This is a genomic window from Hylemonella gracilis ATCC 19624, from assembly GCF_000211835.1.
Lineage (GTDB): Bacteria > Pseudomonadota > Gammaproteobacteria > Burkholderiales > Burkholderiaceae_C > Hylemonella > Hylemonella gracilis.
In genome coordinates this window covers 1-15,832 of sequence record NZ_AEGR01000029.1, presented here as the reverse complement: position 1 = coordinate 15,832, position 15,832 = coordinate 1, and the positions used below count along the sequence as shown (strand labels likewise).

Annotated in this window: 18 protein-coding genes; 11 read left to right on the top strand and 7 right to left on the bottom strand. The window is 63.8% G+C overall.

Annotation, left to right across the window (positions count from 1 at the left end):
• The first annotated feature begins 2 nt into the window (after nt 1-2).
• Nucleotides 3-668, top strand: a complete 666-nt coding sequence (locus HGR_RS02135) for a response regulator (protein ID WP_006296419.1) — start codon at nt 3-5, stop codon at nt 666-668.
• 44 nt (nt 669-712) lie between these two features.
• Here HGR_RS02135 and HGR_RS02130 read toward each other — a convergent pair whose 3' ends face one another.
• The gene (locus HGR_RS02130) at nt 713-2,548 is read right to left on the bottom strand and encodes an ATP-binding response regulator (protein ID WP_006296418.1); all 1,836 of its coding nucleotides are present in this window, start codon (nt 2,546-2,548) and stop codon (nt 713-715) included.
• A 161-nt stretch (nt 2,549-2,709) separates the two neighbouring features.
• Between HGR_RS02130 and HGR_RS02125 the strand changes: the two genes are divergently transcribed.
• A complete protein-coding gene (locus HGR_RS02125; RefSeq protein ID WP_006296417.1) occupies nt 2,710-3,975 on the top strand; it encodes an HD-GYP domain-containing protein in 1,266 nt (421 codons plus the stop codon).
• Nucleotides 3,976-4,008: 33 nt separating this feature from the next.
• On the opposite strand, the gene HGR_RS02120 is transcribed toward HGR_RS02125, so the two are convergent.
• Nucleotides 4,009-4,494 (bottom strand): glutathione peroxidase, encoded by a 486-nt coding sequence (locus tag HGR_RS02120; RefSeq protein WP_006296416.1) that lies wholly within the window; start codon nt 4,492-4,494, stop codon nt 4,009-4,011.
• Nucleotides 4,495-4,651: 157 nt separating this feature from the next.
• The gene (locus HGR_RS02115) at nt 4,652-5,512 is read right to left on the bottom strand and encodes an undecaprenyl-diphosphate phosphatase (protein ID WP_006296414.1); all 861 of its coding nucleotides are present in this window, start codon (nt 5,510-5,512) and stop codon (nt 4,652-4,654) included.
• Nucleotides 5,513-5,817: 305 nt separating this feature from the next.
• On the opposite strand from HGR_RS02115, the gene HGR_RS02110 reads away from it, so the two are divergent.
• From HGR_RS02110 to HGR_RS02080, 8 genes are all read left to right on the top strand, one after another.
• A complete protein-coding gene (locus tag HGR_RS02110) occupies nt 5,818-7,671 on the top strand; it encodes a glutamine--tRNA ligase/YqeY domain fusion protein (protein WP_006296413.1) in 1,854 nt (617 codons plus the stop codon).
• A gap of 62 nt (nt 7,672-7,733) precedes the next feature.
• The gene (locus HGR_RS17180) at nt 7,734-9,026 is read left to right on the top strand and encodes a c-type cytochrome (protein ID WP_169312664.1); all 1,293 of its coding nucleotides are present in this window, start codon (nt 7,734-7,736) and stop codon (nt 9,024-9,026) included.
• A gap of 188 nt (nt 9,027-9,214) precedes the next feature.
• Nucleotides 9,215-9,463 (top strand): hypothetical protein, encoded by a 249-nt coding sequence (locus HGR_RS02105; protein WP_006296411.1) that lies wholly within the window; start codon nt 9,215-9,217, stop codon nt 9,461-9,463.
• A 58-nt stretch (nt 9,464-9,521) separates the two neighbouring features.
• Nucleotides 9,522-9,848, top strand: coding sequence for a hypothetical protein (locus tag HGR_RS02100; protein ID WP_006296410.1), 327 nt, complete (start codon nt 9,522-9,524; stop codon nt 9,846-9,848).
• A 36-nt stretch (nt 9,849-9,884) separates the two neighbouring features.
• Nucleotides 9,885-10,424 carry a DUF924 family protein gene (locus HGR_RS02095; RefSeq protein ID WP_006296409.1) on the top strand — a complete coding sequence of 180 codons (540 nt, stop codon included), beginning with the start codon at nt 9,885-9,887 and terminating at the stop codon, nt 10,422-10,424.
• A gap of 10 nt (nt 10,425-10,434) precedes the next feature.
• Nucleotides 10,435-11,082: a DUF938 domain-containing protein gene (locus tag HGR_RS02090; RefSeq protein ID WP_006296408.1), complete on the top strand. Its 648-nt coding sequence runs from the start codon at nt 10,435-10,437 to the stop codon at nt 11,080-11,082.
• Between the two features lie 57 nt (nt 11,083-11,139).
• A complete protein-coding gene (locus tag HGR_RS02085) occupies nt 11,140-11,628 on the top strand; it encodes a YeeE/YedE family protein (RefSeq protein ID WP_006296407.1) in 489 nt (162 codons plus the stop codon).
• Nucleotides 11,625-12,056 (top strand): DUF6691 family protein, encoded by a 432-nt coding sequence (locus tag HGR_RS02080; RefSeq protein WP_006296406.1) that lies wholly within the window; start codon nt 11,625-11,627, stop codon nt 12,054-12,056. Before HGR_RS02085 ends, HGR_RS02080 begins: the two co-directional genes overlap by 4 nt.
• A gap of 3 nt (nt 12,057-12,059) precedes the next feature.
• On the opposite strand, the gene HGR_RS02075 is transcribed toward HGR_RS02080, so the two are convergent.
• Nucleotides 12,060-12,962: a DUF3014 domain-containing protein gene (locus HGR_RS02075; protein ID WP_006296405.1), complete on the bottom strand. Its 903-nt coding sequence runs from the start codon at nt 12,960-12,962 to the stop codon at nt 12,060-12,062.
• A gap of 172 nt (nt 12,963-13,134) precedes the next feature.
• Between HGR_RS02075 and HGR_RS02070 the strand changes: the two genes are divergently transcribed.
• Nucleotides 13,135-13,443 carry a 2Fe-2S iron-sulfur cluster-binding protein gene (locus tag HGR_RS02070; protein ID WP_006296404.1) on the top strand — a complete coding sequence of 103 codons (309 nt, stop codon included), beginning with the start codon at nt 13,135-13,137 and terminating at the stop codon, nt 13,441-13,443.
• Nucleotides 13,444-13,541: 98 nt separating this feature from the next.
• Here the strand turns inward: HGR_RS02070 and HGR_RS02065 are convergent, their stop codons facing one another.
• The 3 genes from HGR_RS02065 to ylqF all read right to left on the bottom strand — a co-directional run bounded on the left by HGR_RS02065 (nt 13,542) and on the right by ylqF (nt 15,724).
• A complete protein-coding gene (locus HGR_RS02065) occupies nt 13,542-13,748 on the bottom strand; it encodes a hypothetical protein (RefSeq protein WP_006296403.1) in 207 nt (68 codons plus the stop codon).
• Nucleotides 13,749-13,817: 69 nt separating this feature from the next.
• Nucleotides 13,818-14,732 (bottom strand): DHH family phosphoesterase, encoded by a 915-nt coding sequence (locus tag HGR_RS02060; protein WP_006296402.1) that lies wholly within the window; start codon nt 14,730-14,732, stop codon nt 13,818-13,820.
• Nucleotides 14,726-15,724, bottom strand: a complete 999-nt coding sequence (gene ylqF, locus HGR_RS02055) for a ribosome biogenesis GTPase YlqF (protein WP_050797362.1) — start codon at nt 15,722-15,724, stop codon at nt 14,726-14,728. Before ylqF ends, HGR_RS02060 begins: the two co-directional genes overlap by 7 nt.
• Nucleotides 15,725-15,832: the final 108 nt, after the last annotated feature.

Here is a 15,832-nt window from a genome sequence, read left to right as displayed (position 1 = left end):
GCATGCAAACGCCTCAGCGCGTCCTGGTCATCGATGACCATCCCCTGTTTCGCGAGGGGCTGTTCCCCTTGCTGCGGACCTTGCTGCCCGAGGCCAACATCACGGGCGTGGGCGACGTCGAGTCGGCCTTGGTCATGGCGAAAAACACCGACGGCGCCGTGCGCCTCATCCTGGTCGATCTGCAATTGCCCCGCATGAGCGGGTTGGCGGCCATCGGACTGCTGCGCCAATTGCAGCCGGACGCGCCCATCGCCGTGGTCTCGGGGTCCGAACAGCAGTCCGACGCCCGCGCCGCACTGGCGGCCGGTGCCCAGGGCTTCGTGCCCAAGTCCATGCGCCCACCTGACATGTTGCACGCCCTGCGCCAAGTGCTGGAAGGCGGCTTGGAGGGCGGCTTCTACGCGCCGCCGTCGATGGCGGGCGCGATCCTGGGCACCGCGCCCCGAGCAGGCGGGGGTGGAACGGACGAGCACGGCCTGACCAAGCGCCAGCACCAGGTGCTGGCCCGCCTTTGCCAGGGGCTGTCCAACAAGGAAATCGCCCGCGACATGAACCTGACGCACAACACCGTGAAAACTCACATCTCGGCCATCTTCAAAGCCTTGAACGTGATGAGCCGCACCCAGGCCATCGTCGAAGCGCGTTTGCGCGGCATCGTCAAGGATTGAATCGGGCCAGCGCGACGCGCCCCTTGCTCGCTTGCTCGGGTCGCTCAGACCCTGTCCGCATGGGCCTGAGGTGCCTGGGGGCCCTGGCGGGCCAGCGCCGACAGCATGCGGCGCAAGACGCGGGGCTGCACCGGCTTGTGCAAGAGGGGCAGACCGCTGGCCGTGGCTTGCGCCAAGCGGTCCGGGGCCGTGTCCCCCGTGACCAGCAAGGCGGGAATGGCGCTGTTGAACTCCTCCCGCACCTCGTGCACGGCCGTGATGCCACTCGCTCCACCCTGGAGGCGGTAGTCGCACACCAGCACATCGGGCGCGCGGGTTTGCGCGTTCAGCCCAGCGATCAGGGCCGCGCAACTGGGCGCGGTGACCACCTGCGCCCCCCAGCTCTGCAGCAAGGCCTGCATGCCTTCGCGCACGTGGATTTCATCGTCCAGCACCGCCACCAGGCACCCCGTCAGTTGCCCTTCAAACTGCGACACTGAATCGCCCGCCACGGCACCGTGGACTGCGTGCGCGGCGGCGGCCTGCGGCTCGGCGCGCGGCAGCGAGAAACCGAAGGTGGACCCGCGCCCAGGCCGCGAGCGCACATGCACTGGCATCCGCATCAGATCGGCGATGCGGCGCACGATGGCCAGCCCCAGTCCCAAGCCCTGGCGGCGGTCGCGCTCGGGGTTGCCAATTTGGACGAATTCCTTGAACACCTCGTCCAATTGCTCGGGGGCAATGCCGATGCCCGTGTCGAGCACCACGATGCGCCAGCCGCCGTCGCGCCCATCCCGCCCGCCGCGCCGCTCGCGGCGGCAAGCGACCAACACGCCGCCCTGGCGCGTGTAGCGCAAGGCGTTGGAGACCAGATTGGCCAGCATCTGCCCGCACAGCAGGCGGTCGCCTCGCACCCAGGCCGCACTGGGCCGAACGAGCAGGCGCAGCCCCTGCGCCTGGGCTGGACCGCTGAAGTTCAGCAGCACGTCATCCAGCAGGGCCTGCACGGGGAAAGGCTCCCAAACCGGGCGCACCACGCCCGCATCCAGCTTCGAGATGTCGAGCAAGGCGTGGAAGAGCGAGTCCATCGCCCCCAGCGATTGCTCGATGTTGCGCACCAGCGCCTCGCGCGAAGGCCCGTCCACGCAGGATTTGAGGGCATCCACGAACAACGCCAGGGCATGCAGGGGTTGGCGCAAGTCGTGGCTGGCCGCGGCCAGGAAGCGCGATTTGTCCGCCGCCGCCGCTTCCGCCACGGCGGTGCGCTGCGCCAACTGCTCGGCCAGCTGCGTCTGCGCCAAGCGCAGGCGTATGGATTCCAGCAAACCGCGGTTCACGCGCAGGGAAAAGACGCCGAAGAAGTAGGTGTAGATCAGCAGGGTCAGGCCCGCGACGTGGCCGATGTTGCCGCCGATCGAGAACAAGGCGAAGGGCAGCGGCAGCATGCAGGGCAGGTAAAAGGCGAGGAAGGCGGGGCGCAGCGTGGCAAATGCCCCGCCCGCGGTGATCGCGAGCATGGCGATCATCACGGTCAGGAACAGTTGCACCTCCATCGCCCCGCTGGGGTTGAGGACGAGCGCCCCGGCCCCCCACACCAAGCCCGACACCAACTGCCCAACGCTGGATCTGCGGCCCCAGCGCGCCATGGACTCCGCGTCTGGGTGGCCGCGCTGGTAGGCCAGCAACAGCAGCAGGCGCACGCCGACCTGGGCGTACATCAGCAGCAGCCAGCTCACCCACACCAGGGTGGGCGTCGCGGGCGCCACCACCACGGCGGTGAAAGCCGACGTGGCGGCACTGGCAAACAAGGCAATCGGCTGGTTGCGGTAGTGCTCCCGCACGGCCTCGGCGACCACGGCCCCCTCCAGGTTGGGGGCGGCATCGGCATTGTTCACGCGCATGCCATCAATTCCAGGTTTTCCGTGGGCGATCATTCTTTTGGGTGATGCCAAATAACAAAGAGACAGGCATAGTTACAAATGTAACAATACCCCGGACCATCCTGGGCTACAAAACCCTATCTTCTTTCTGTTCTGTTCCGCCCTGGAATGGCGAGGAATCCATGCTCAAGTGCATCAGTGTCGACCGTCTTGAATTGGGAATGTGGATCGAGGAGTTGCGCGGGTCTTGGACCGACCACCCGTTTTGGCGGGACAGCTTCTTTCTGGACAACCGCGAAGACCTGGAGCGCATTCTCGCCAGCGAGGTGCGCGAGGTCTGGATCGACACCGGCAAGGGCCTGGATGTGCCGGCCGAAGGTCGGGCAGCCGACGACGGCGACGCCATGGCGCGAGACCTGCCGCAGCCGGCCTCCAGTCACAAGCTGCCCCCGCCACCGCCCTCACGCTCACGGCCCAGCGAGCCCATCCACGCCGAGTTGCAGCGCGCCGCGCAGATCTGCGCCGAGGCCAAGGACACCGTGCTGTCCATGTTCCAGGAGGCGCGCATGGGACACGCGGTCGACACCCGCAACGCCCATCAGTTGGTGGAACAGATTTCCCAGTCGATCAACCGCAACGCCAGCGCGCTGATCAGCATGGCGCGCCTGAAGAAGGCGGATGACTACACCTACATGCATTCGGTGGCGGTGTGCGCCCTGATGATCGCCCTGGCGCGCCAGCTCGGCCTGGACGACCGGCAGACGGAAGCCGCGGGCATGGCCGGGCTGCTGCATGACGTGGGCAAGGCCAAGATCCCCAAGGAAGTGCTGGACAAGCCGGGCAAGCTGACCGAACACGAGTTCGCCATCATGCGCGAGCACCCGGCCCAGGGCTACGACATCCTGCGCGAGATGCGCAACCTTCCGCCCGAGGCTCTGGACGTGGTGCTGCACCACCACGAAAAAATGAATGGCACGGGCTACCCGCATGGCCTCAAGGGCGAGGAGATCAGCCTGTACGCCAAGATGGGCGCCGTGTGCGACGTGTACGACGCCATCACCTCCAACCGCCCCTACAAGAACGGCTGGGACCCCGCGGAGTCTCTGCACAAGATGGCCGAGTGGGCCGGCGGGCACTTCGACCAGCGGGTGTTCCAGGCCTTCGTCAAGAGCGTGGGCATCTACCCGATCGGCTCATTGCTGCGGCTCAACGCCAACAATGCGGGCACGCCCTCGGGGGTGATGCTGGGCATCGTGGTCGACCAGTCGGAGCAGGCGCTGACCAAGCCCATCATCCGCGCCTTCTATTCGGTGGAACGCGACCGCCGCATTCCACCGCAAACCTTCAACCTCGCCAGCGCGGATTGCCCGGTGCGCATCGTGTCGCGCGAGAACCCGGAGCAGTGGAACTTCCCCAATCTGGAAAAGCTCTGGCTGGAAGCGGCCTGAGCGCCGCCTCGGCCCCGGCCCCACCGGCAACGTTCAGGACAGGCCCAGTGCGCGGCGCACCTGAGACTCCAGGCGAGCCGGCTTGGTGATGGGGGCAAAGCGCTTGATGGGCTGGCCATCACGGCCAATCAGGAACTTGGTGAAGTTCCACTTCACGCGCCGCCCAAACCAGCCCGGCAACTTGGCGGTCAGCCACTGAAAGAGCGGGTGCGCCTGCGGGCCGTTGACGTCCACCTTGGCGAACATCGGAAAGGTCACGCCGTAGTTGATCTCGCAGGTCTCGGCGATTTCCTTGGCGCCGCCCGGTTCCTGCTGCCCGAACTGGTTGCACGGAAAACCCAGGATGACCAGGCCCTGGTCCTTGTACTGTTTGTAGAGCTGCTCCAGGCCCGCGTACTGGGGTGTGAAGCCGCATTGGCTGGCGGTGTTGACCACCAGCACCACCTTGCCCTGGTAGTCACCGAGGGAGACGGGCTTTCCGCCCAGAGACAGGGCGCTCAGTTGCTGAAATTCGGACATGGGGATTTCCTCGCAGGGCGTTAAAAATATGACGCAATCCAATTGCACGCAAGATTTTAGCCGGAGGAAAGGCCTGGGGATCGCCAGGCCTTAGGGTCCAGTTTAGGTCTGGTCTGCTCAGAACGCCGCCCGCCGCACCGCCGCGCCGCCGGATCGTTCAAGCCGCACGCCACTCCACCAGTCCGCTCCAGGCCGTGCCCAGCACGATCAGGCCAAAGACGATGCGGTACCAGGCGAAGCCCACGAAGCTGTGCGTGGCAATGAAACGCAGCAGCCAGCGCACGCAGAGCCAGGCGCTGATGAAGGAGAACAGCAAACCGACGCCGAACATCGGCAAGTCCGCCAGGCTCAGCAGGGCGCGCTCCTTGTACAGGCTGTAGGCCCCCGCGCCGATCAGCGTGGGCATGGCGAGGTAGAAAGAGAAATCCGTAGCGGCCTTGCGCGACAGGCCCAGCAGCATGCCCCCGATGATGGTCGCGCCGCTGCGGCTGGTGCCCGGCACCATGGCCAGGCACTGCACGAGGCCGACCTTGAGCGCGTCCTGCCAGCGCATGTCGTCCACGTCTTGCACCAGGGGCGCGTGGGCGCCCCGCGCCAGCGGCTGCGCGGCCAGGCGCGCTTGGCGCCGCTCCGCCCAGAGGATGATGAAGCCGCCCACGATGAACGTGGTCGCCACCACTTCGGGCGTGAAGAGGTGCGCCTGAATGGCCTTGCCCGCCAGCAGCCCCAGCAGCACGGCGGGGAAGAAGGCGATCAACACATTGAGCGCGAAGCGCCGTGCGCGCGCTTGCGTGGGCAATTCCACCAGCGTGGCGCGGATCTTTTGCCAATAAACCAAGATGACAGCGAAGATCGCACCGGTCTGAATCGCGATGTCGAACACCTTGGCTTTCTCGTCGTGGAAGCCCAAGAGGCTGCCCGCCAAGATCAAATGCCCCGTGCTGGAGATGGGAAGGAATTCGGTCAGGCCTTCGACGATGCCCATCAGGGCGGCCTTCAACAAAAGTAGAGCATCCACGCGCGCAATCTGCCTGAAAAAGATGTCTCACCAGAAAAAACGGCGCTTGGGTAAGCGCCGTCAAAGACCTTGGCCGCCCCCTTGGCGAGACGGACACGGTTTGCCGCGGGGGAGGTCCGCAGCGCTGTCCAGCATACCAGCCTTGCCCCCGCGATACAAATGCCGCCGACCTTGCCTAGGCAGGGACGTCCCTGTGTGACGGCTGCGTCATAAAATCTTGCAGATACCCGCGCCCCGCGCGGAACCCACGCGGTTTTGGCCGTCTACTCTCGCCCGTCTACTCTCGTCGTTTCTTCCCAGCCCTCATGAGCGCCCCAAACAACAACGCAGCCCCCAAGCCGGACCCGTCCAAGAACGACGCCGCCAAGACCAGCCAGGCCGGCCAGGCCAGCCCAGCCCCGAGCAACTTCCTACGGCAAATCATCGAGCACGACCTCAACGCCGGCACCTACGCCAGCCGCCGCTGGAGCGGCCACCCCGCCGACGCGGCGACCCAGCAAGCGGGCCAGCCCGACCCCGCCAAGATCCGCACCCGCTTCCCGCCCGAGCCCAACGGCTACCTGCACGTGGGGCACGCCAAGAGCATCTGCCTGAACTTCGGCTTGGCGCGCGATTACGGCGGCGTTTGCCACCTGCGCTTCGACGACACCAACCCCGAGAAGGAAGAACAGGAATACGTCGACAGCATCAGCGACGCCGTGCAATGGCTGGGCTTTGACTGGAACGCGACGCACAACGGCGTGAACGTGGAACACCGCTACTACGCCAGCAACTACTTCGACTTCATGTACCGCGCGGCCGAGTACCTGATCGAGACCGGCAAAGCCTACGTGGACGAGCAGACGCCCGAGCAGATGCGCGCCAACCGCGGCGACTTCACCACGCCTGGCAAGGACAGCCCCTTCCGCAGCCGCACGCCCGCCGAAAACCTGGCGCGTTTTCGCGAGATGCGTGACGGCAAGCTGTCCGATGGCGCGGCCGTGCTGCGCGCCAAGATCGACATGGCCTCGCCCAATATCAACCTGCGCGACCCGGCCATCTACCGCATCAAGCACGCCGAGCACCACAACACCGGCAACACCTGGTGCATCTACCCCATGTACACCTTCGCGCACCCCATCGAGGACGCGCTGGAAAACATCACCCACAGCATCTGCACGCTGGAATTCGAAGACCAGCGCCCCTTCTACGACTGGCTGCTGGACCGTCTGCGCGAAGGCGGCCTGATCAACAGCCCGCAACCGCGCCAGTACGAATTCGCGCGACTCAACCTGACCTACGTCATCACCAGCAAGCGCAAGCTGGCGCAACTGGTCAATGAGCAGCACGTCACCGGGTGGGATGACCCGCGCATGCCCACCATCGTCGGCCTGCGCCGCCGTGGTTACACGCCCGAGAGCATCCAGCTCTTCGCCGAGCGCATCGGCGTCACCAAGGACTATTCCTGGATCGACTACGGCACGCTGGACGGTTGCCTGCGCGAAGACCTGGACCCCAAGGCCGCACGCGCCATGTCGGTGCTGGACCCGGTGAAGCTGGTCATCACGAATTGGGACGAGGTCATGGGCGCTGGTGCACTGGACCAATGCGCCGCCCCCGTGCACCTGCACCACCCCGAGCGCGGCCAGCGCCAATTCAAGTTCGGCAAGGAACTCTGGATCGAACGCACGGACTATGAAGAAACGCCGCCCAAGGGCTTCTTCCGTCTCTTCCCCGGCAACAAGGTGCGCCTGAAATACGGCCACGTCATCGAGTGCAAGGGTGCGGTCAAGGACGCGGCGGGCAACGTCACCGAAGTGCACGCCGAACTTATCCCCGACACCAAGAGCGGCACCCCCGGCGCCGACGCCATCAAGGTCAAGGGCGTCATCACCTGGGTCGGCGTGAACGACGGCATCGCCGCCGAAGTGCGCCTCTACGACCGCCTGTTCACCGACCCCCAACCCGACGCGGGCGGCAAGGACTTCCTCGCCAGCCTCAACCCCGACAGCCTCAAGACCGTCGCCGCTTATGTGGAGCCTTCACTGGCCAGCGCGAAGCCGGATGAGAAGTTCCAGTTCGAGCGGCATGGCTACTTTGTGGCGGACCGCAAGGACCATGGGGCGGGTAAGCCCGTGTTCAATCGGATCTCCGGGCTCAAGGATTCTTGGAATAAGTAAAGCTCACTAAACACAAAAAACAAGGAGTAATGCCCGTGAGGCGATTCTGGTGGTACGCAGTGATGACAATCGCGACCTTAGTCATGGGTTGTGGAGGTGGCAGCGATGGCAACGGCGGCAATTCGACTGCTCCTCAGAGCCCTTCACTTGATGCCCGGCTGTACAACGGTAACTATGTCAGTACGTGTTCAGCGATACCTGACGGCAGCAATTACGAAACCGGCAACCCGCTTTACGCAAAGTTGGTTTTCACCGTCGGTCTGCAATCAGCAAGTAGCGTTGCGAGTCTGAGTGGCCGCTTCGACTTCTACGACGATAACGCTTGTTCCGGTTCAGCTCTGGGCACCGTCACTTACAACGTAGGCAGTAGCAACCTCTATCTCATAGCTGAAACAGCCGTTGCGGGCGGCACTGGACATAAGGTCATCTTAGAGTTTATGCCAGCCGGCAACACCAGCTACAGTGCAGGCCCAACGGCGGATACAGTGCTGTTAGGCAACGTACTGCGCCTGAAAATTCCCAGAATCCTAGCCACTGGTTTCTATACGAGCGACCTTTGGCATCTGCGGGGCAATGAACTATATGACGGCGACGAGAACGCCTATGACAATGACGGCTTCCCCGTGAATTTGTCTTCCACGGTTTGGGCCAATCAGGTTCCGTCGTTGCCTCAAGCACCAGCAGAGCCTTGTGTCGGCGCCGTGACATTAGGTTGGAGCTCGGCGTCTTACTCCTGCCACGCCTCCTCCGTACCCACCGCGTCTGGACGCAGTATCGCACTGACGTATGCTTTCGGCGGAGTCAGTGGCGCAGCAACGGCCACCTGCCAAAACAGCTCCTGGACTGTACAGGCAGGAGGCACATGCAACACCACTTACGTCCCGGTCACATGCCCGGCACAGTCGATCGACTGGACTTCGGGATCTAACACCTGCTCAGGCACGGTTCCTCTAACAGGTGCTGGCAATACCGTGTCTGTAACCAACACCACTCCAGGGCTGCAGGGTGCGCAATACATGAGTTGCCAGAACAGTGGCAACTGGATTCCCGTTGTCGCCGGACTCTGCAACACGCCACCGCCACCCATCACAGACCCTGTGCAGCTCGCGCAGGCCAAAAACTGCATCGCCTGCCACGCCGTGACAGGTACGGGCTACAGCGCCAGTCTTCCATCTTTCGAGCGCATAGCCGACCGCTATCGGAACAACCCGCCCGCCGCCGGCGTGCTGGAAAGCCGAGTAAAAAGCGGTAGCAACTCAGGTTTCTATGGCTCTTTTCCCATGCCTGCCAACCCGCAAGCCAGCGATTCTGATTTAGCCATTCTGATTCCATGGATCCTGTCACAACCGCAATGAGCTGAATATGCAATGACATAGCGGCTTGCTAACCACTAATCTGCGTCCTCAACTTATCGATAGGCATTTTGTTAGCTATGTGATAGGCATCTGAATCGGCCGCGACTGCGCTCGACCGATTCCAAGCTTTGGCATCACTTAATCCCCTAACAATGCGCTAAGCTGGCGCCCTCCAGAGGGGCACCACCATGAAACAACTCCGCGTCACCATCCAGCTCGAACTCGCCGTCCCGGACGATTGGGAGATCGTGCCCACCTCCGAGGGCACGCAGGTGCTCAAGCTGCCGGACGGCCAGCACCTGGACCTGGCGGTGGAGCCGCTGTTCGCCAGCGACCCGGAAGACCTTTGGCGCAGCACCGACGACGAGGAGGTGTTGGACAACTTCTTGGAGATGGTGGAAAACGAGGACGTGCGCTACACCTTCGTTCAGCATTGAACGGCTGTGCGGCCATGACGGGCTTTGCGCCACGCATGGCCAGCTCGCATCCCTCGCCATGGCACGCCGCCCCCACTACCACGTCTACGTCATCGAACTCTCGAAGGACGTGTTGCTGGAGCCGCGCTTTCGCAAGAGCAACCCAGACTACGTGGAAGGCCAGCCCTGCGTCTATGTGGGCATGACCGGGCTGGACCCGGATGTGCGCTTCGACAAGCACAAGGCCGGCATCCAGGCCAACCGCTATGTGACGAAGTACGGCCTGCGCCTGCTGCCCGATTTGTACGAGGGCTTCAACCCCATGCGTTACGAGGACGCACAGGCGCGCGAGGTGGAGATCGGCATCGACCTGCGCTCGGCCGGTTTCGGGGTGTGGCAGGCTTGAGCGGCTCGGGCATCACCGCGCTGGCATGATGGCCGCATGACATCGCATGACGTCCTGGCTTTCTGGTTCGAGGAACTCAGCCCCAAGCAGCATTTCAGCAAGGACGCCGCGCTGGACGCGCGCATGCGCGAAGGCTTCGGGGCCTTGCTGGAAACGGCTGCAGCGGGCGGTCTGCGGGCTTGGCGCACGGACGCGCCGGGGCGACTGGCGGAGATCATCGTGCTGGACCAGTTCAGCCGCAACATTCACCGCGAGATGCCGCAGGCTTTCGCGCAGGACGCGCTGGCGCTGACACTCGCGCGCGAACTGGTGGCGCAAGGCGGGGACCGCTTGCTGCCGCTGGCGCAGCGGTTGTACGCCTACATGCCCTACATGCACAGCGAGGACTTGGCCGCGCACGCCGAGGCGCTGCCGCTGTTCAGCCAGGCCGGGCTGGAAGAGAACCTGCGTTTCCTGCGCCTGCACACGGCCATCATCGCGCGCTTCGGCCGTTACCCGCACCGCAACGCTGTCCTGGGCCGGGCATCCACGCCCGAGGAAGTGGCGTTCATGCGAGAGCCCGGTTCCTCGTTCTGAGCCAGGAGCCATGAGCACCCCAACACAGCCCAACCTGCCCCACCGCACGAGCGCCCTCAGCGCGGCAGCAGAGCGCAACAAACACCCCATCCTCGAAACACTGCGCACATTGCTGCGGGCGCAGGGCCGGGCCCTGGAAATCGCCAGCGGCACCGGCCAGCATGTGGCCTGGTTCGCCCAGCACCTGCCCGGCTGGACATGGTGGCCCACGGATCTGCGAGACACGTATTTCGCCGAGCTGCAGGCGCACATCCAGGCAAGCGTGCCCGAGAGCCTGCGAGACCGTGTGGCCGCACCGCGCCTGCTGGACGTGCAACAAGAGCCCTGGCCGCTGGAGGGCGCGCGCTTTGACCTGATCTACTGCGCCAACCTTCTGCACATCGCGCCCTGGGCCTGCTGCGACGCGCTGATGCGGGGCGCGGCCCAGCACCTCGCGCCCGGCGGGCAGCTGGTGACCTACGGACCCTACCTGGAGGACGACATGCCCACCGCCGACAGCAACCTGGACTTCGATGCCAGCCTGCGCGCACGCAACCCCGAGTGGGGTTTGCGCCGGCGCGAAGCGGTGGAGCAGGAAGCCCAAGCCGCCGGGCTGCGCTTGGCGGCCCGGCACACCATGCCCGCCAACAATCTGCTGCTGGTGTGGCAGGCCAGATAATCCGCGCGAGCACTTTTTGACCCGCTTACCCCACTGACCTGACTTCTTCACAGACACATGAGTTCCACCCTTCTGGACACGCTGTTTCCCACCGGCTGGGCGCACTACCTGGCAGGCGGCCTGCTGGTGGGCGCTGGCACCGCGCTGCTGTTCGTCTGCACGGGCCGCATCGGCGGCATGAGTTCGGTGTTTTCCAGCAGCTGGTCTTGGCTGGTGCGGCGGCCCTATTTCCAGGCCACGCGCTACGTGGAAACGCGCGGCTGGCGGCTGGTGTATGCGGCGGGGCTGATCGTTGGTGCCCTGGTCTGGTGGCTGGGCTTCACCGATGGCGCGGCGCTGGGCACGCGCGTACCGGCGTGGCAGTTGCTGCTGGGCGGCTTTTTTGTCGGCTACGGCGCGCGGCTGTCGAACGGGTGCACCTCGGGCCATGGCATCTGCGGCTTGGGCTCGCTGCAACTGCCCTCGCTGGGGGCGGTGCTGACCTTCATGGCCACGGCCTTCCTCACGGCCAATGCGGTCGCTTTCCTGTCAGCGAGGTTCGCATGAGCGCGGGGATCGTCAAACACACGCTGCGCGCACCCTTGGCCACTCTGGCCGCGGGCGCGCTGTTCGGCTTCGGCCTCTCGCTGTCGGGCATGGTGCGGCCAGAGGTGGTGTTGAGCTTCCTGCGCTTGCAGGACTGGGGCTTGATGCTGGTGATGGGTGGCGCAGTGCTGGTCGTGCTGCTGGCCTACCAAGGTGCGCCGCGCCTGCTGGCGCGTCCCCTGCTGGGTGGCACCTTCGGCCAGCACCCCAGCGTGTGGAACCGCGACACCTGGCAAGGCGCTGCCTTGTTCGGGCTGGGCTGGGGTTTGTGTGGTGTGTGCCCAGGCCCGGCGATCGCAGGGCTGGGCACGGGCAACTTGGACTTGCTCTGGGCCCTGGCCGGTATCGCGCTGGGCGCGCTGGCTCAGGGGCTGCGAGCCAAGGGCTGAAACTTACTGCTTGGCGGTGGCCGGCATGGCGGCCTTGGTCAGCAGGTTGCGGTACTCGATCAACTTGGCGCGCAGGCGGCGGTGGTTGGAGGGGCCGGTGCGCAGCAGGATCTTCTGGCCTGCCGTGAGGTCTTCCAGCTTTTCGTCCACGAACTCATAACGAGTCCAAGGCCGCTCGGACTGGTAGGGGCCTTTCACATTCACCAACGCGACGTGCAGGGGCTCCTCGACGATGGGCGTGGACAGCATTTGATCAATGACCGCGATCAGCCGGTCATTGAAGTAACCCTGGGGGTAGCCCATTTCGACGTAGGCCTGCTGGAACAGCGGATAGAGGCTGACGTAGAGCTGCACCACTTGGCGGGGGTTGACGGTCTCGATGAACTGCACGAGGGCGCTGTAGCGCTGACCGTTGTCGGGGTTGATGATCTCGCCATCGGAGCGTGGCAAGGTAGAGAAACGTCCAGGCGAGGGATGCACCGGCCACATCATGGGCGGCGCGTGGTCGCGGCCGAGGTTGTCCACGGTGCTCACGACGCGGCGCACGAAGTTATCCAAGAGGAAGAACTGCTCGACCTTCTTGCGGCCGAGCAGCGTACCCAAGTCTTCCTTGAGACGCGGATCGGACTCCTCCAGCGTGGGCAGGGAGCGAACCTTGGCGACGGCGGACTCCGGCTCGTTCTGTTGAATGGCCTGCACGGGATGTCGAATGGGAGGCGCGGGCGTCACCGGGGTCAAGGCCGGGCTCTTGGGCGCCTGGGGCGCGGACCCGACGAAGGTGGGGTTGGATGCATCCTGCACCGGCAAGGAGCTTGCTTCCTCGGTACGGGGGCGGAAGTACCAAGCAGCCGCGGCGACGATGGCGACGACAACGAGGGAAACGACACCAAAACGGCTGATCTTCATGAGTCTTCTACGGAAAAGCGTGCGCTCGAAACTATTGAGATGGCATGCTAGCACCACCGTTGACTTCATAGGGCGCAAAAGGGCAAGCGGAGCCTACAATTCCACGCTTTTGAACGGCGGCTCCACGCGCTGATTTCGCATCGATCCCCTCCTAAATCCCGCGTTCGAGCACATGGAAGAGGCCCCCGACCGTCAACGCCACCAGGGTTCTTGCCAGGATGCCTTCGCCCCGCAAGAGCGCGAACAGTTCGATGCCTGGAGCGATTTGACTCTGCTGCAATCGATGGAGGCAGCTGGCATCTCGTGGCCCAGTTCCTGCCGCAACGGCACCTGCCGCACCTGTGTCGGACGGTTGATCAGCGGCCGCGTGCGTTATGACATCGAGTGGCCGGGCCTGAGCAGGGAAGAAAAGGACGAAGGTTATGTGTTGCCTTGCGCGGCCTACCCCTGCTCGGACGTGGTGCTGCGAGAGGGCTACTGAGACGGAAGCAAAGAAACCTGGAGTTTCCGAAAGCCACCATGAAAAACGGCTGGCATTCAGCCAGCCGTTTCAACGCGTAGCGTCAGGGGAGAAAGCACTCAGGCGTAGGCGTTGAGGCGAGTCCCGAGCGAGCCCGAGGTGGCCAGCGGCTGTGACCCCATCTGAGGCACCGAGGACAGCAAGGTGCCCACGGTTTGCTCGACGATGTCTTCCGACTTTTTCTTGGTGTAGACCTGGGCCTGCCAAGCCACTTGCCCGGCGGAAAGCGCGGCTTGTTCGGCTCCGGTATTGGCACTGATGTCCATGGTGGGTCTCCTTGAAGCGGTCTTTCCATTCTAGGGCCGATCAAGCCCAAGGCCTGTAACCGACCTGTTTCAAGGGTTTAAGACCCCTGAAAGAAGTTCCGGCAGCCGTTCGGCCCTCATCCGAAAGCCACAGGCCTGGGCATGGCCACCGCCGCCCATGCTTTCGGCAAGTGGAATGCAGTCGAATCCTTTTTGGGACCGAAGACCCACCTTCACGACACCGCCCTTGCCAGCGGACCACAACAAGGCGTAGCTGCCGCTTTGGCGGGAAAGGATGTCACCCAGCAAACTGTGAAAAGCGCCAGGGGCGTTGAGCATGAGGCCGGCGTGACCGTTGAACACAATAGGCTCGGCGTTCACGGCCATGTCCTGCGCCAACTTACGAAATTTCTCGTCCATGGCCTGACCACGGGACATGAAATCCGCGAGTTGCACCTCGTCGTAATTGGCGATCTCAGCCCAACGCTCGAAGTCCATGGGCTCCATGTCCAAGGCGGCCAGGAAGGCCGCGCTTTCAGGATAAGCCCAGTTCCAGAGATCCCGGTCTTCGATGTAGCGAACCAGTGCGGGCGCAGGGCGGTCTGACTGGAAGTAGTCCCAGGCCAAGCGCGCACCCGAGCGCTGCATGTCGAAATGCACGGCGCCGCACCTGCAGGCGAAGCCCGTCAACTTTTCAGCGGCGCTTTTGTGATGGTCCAGGAGCACCAGCTTGGCGGCACGCCGCTCGATCTCGCTCAGCAGATCAGCGGCAAAAGAGAAGTCGAGAATGTAGACCGCGCGGCCATCAAGCGCGGGCAAATCCTCCACGGTGCGAACGTCGCCGTGGTCGCAGGCGCGGAACTCAGCACGACCCTCGTAAAACAGCCAAGCCGCAAGCGCGGCGCAAAAACCATCCGGGCAACGCGCGTGGTAGATAACCAGCGGCTGCGGGTCTTGCCGGTCAGGCGCAATCTGGAGTTGTTGGGGCAGGAGCAGCTTCACCACGCGGATCTTTTCTGAACAGGTTTCTTGGATGGAGTCTTTCTGACGGGCGGGCGTGCACGGATATGCCCCTCCTCGGCCAGCGCCTCCTTGCGCAACTGGCGCTCAGCGTCGAGCTTCTTACCCTCGGCCAACCAAAGCGCGAATTCCGCCGGAGTTTCAAGTGTGATGCGCCCGAGGGCGCCGGAGCGGAAATCATGCAGCAGCAGTTCGGCGGCTTTCTGCACGTTGATTTTTCCGCCAGACATCAGTGCACCACGGGCGCGGCCGATGGCCTCTAGCAAGGCATCGCTTTCCAAAGCACGCCCTTGTTCATCGTTCAACCCAACCTTCAAGCCATATCGAGAGGCCAACAGTTGAGGATAAGAAAGCTTCAAATAGTCCAAGAGCTCCAGCGCAACTTCTTCATCGTCGAACGCATTGCGGCCCACAGCACCACTGGCGGCCAGTCGATAACCGCTCTGAGCAACGATGATGCGGGGCCAGAGCACGCCTGGCGTATCGAACAGATAAAAGCCATCTTCAAGAACGTAACGTTGTTCCTTGCGCGTCACGCCAGCCTCATCGGCAGCCTTAGCGGCGCTCTTGCCTATCATCCGGTTAATGAGCGTGGATTTGCCGACATTGGGGATGCCACAAATCAGCACGCGCAAGGGCTTGGAAAGACTGCCGCGACTCGGAGCCAATTCTTGGCAAGGCGCGATCAGGCGGCGGGCGGCTTGACCGTCGGTCGTATCCAGGGCAATGGCGCGCATACTCTCATGCGCGTTGTAATGGGCCAGCCATGCCGCAGTGCGCTCTGGATCGGCGAGATCCTGTTTGTTGAGCACCTTCAGTCGAGGACGTTTGGACGTCAACTGAGCCAGTAGAGGATTGGCACTGGAAGCCGGTAAGCGCGCATCAACCATCTCGATGACCACATCCACCTGCTTGATGCGGTCTTCGATGGCTTGGCGGGTCAGGTGCATGTGCCCTGGGAACCACTGAACTGCCATGGTCGGTTGTGCGAAGCCTTGAAATGAAACTATGGAGGACGCGAGGGTACTCGACGCCGCAAACAGAAACGCCCTCGTCGGAGGTTATCCGAGAGGGCGGTCTGAGGC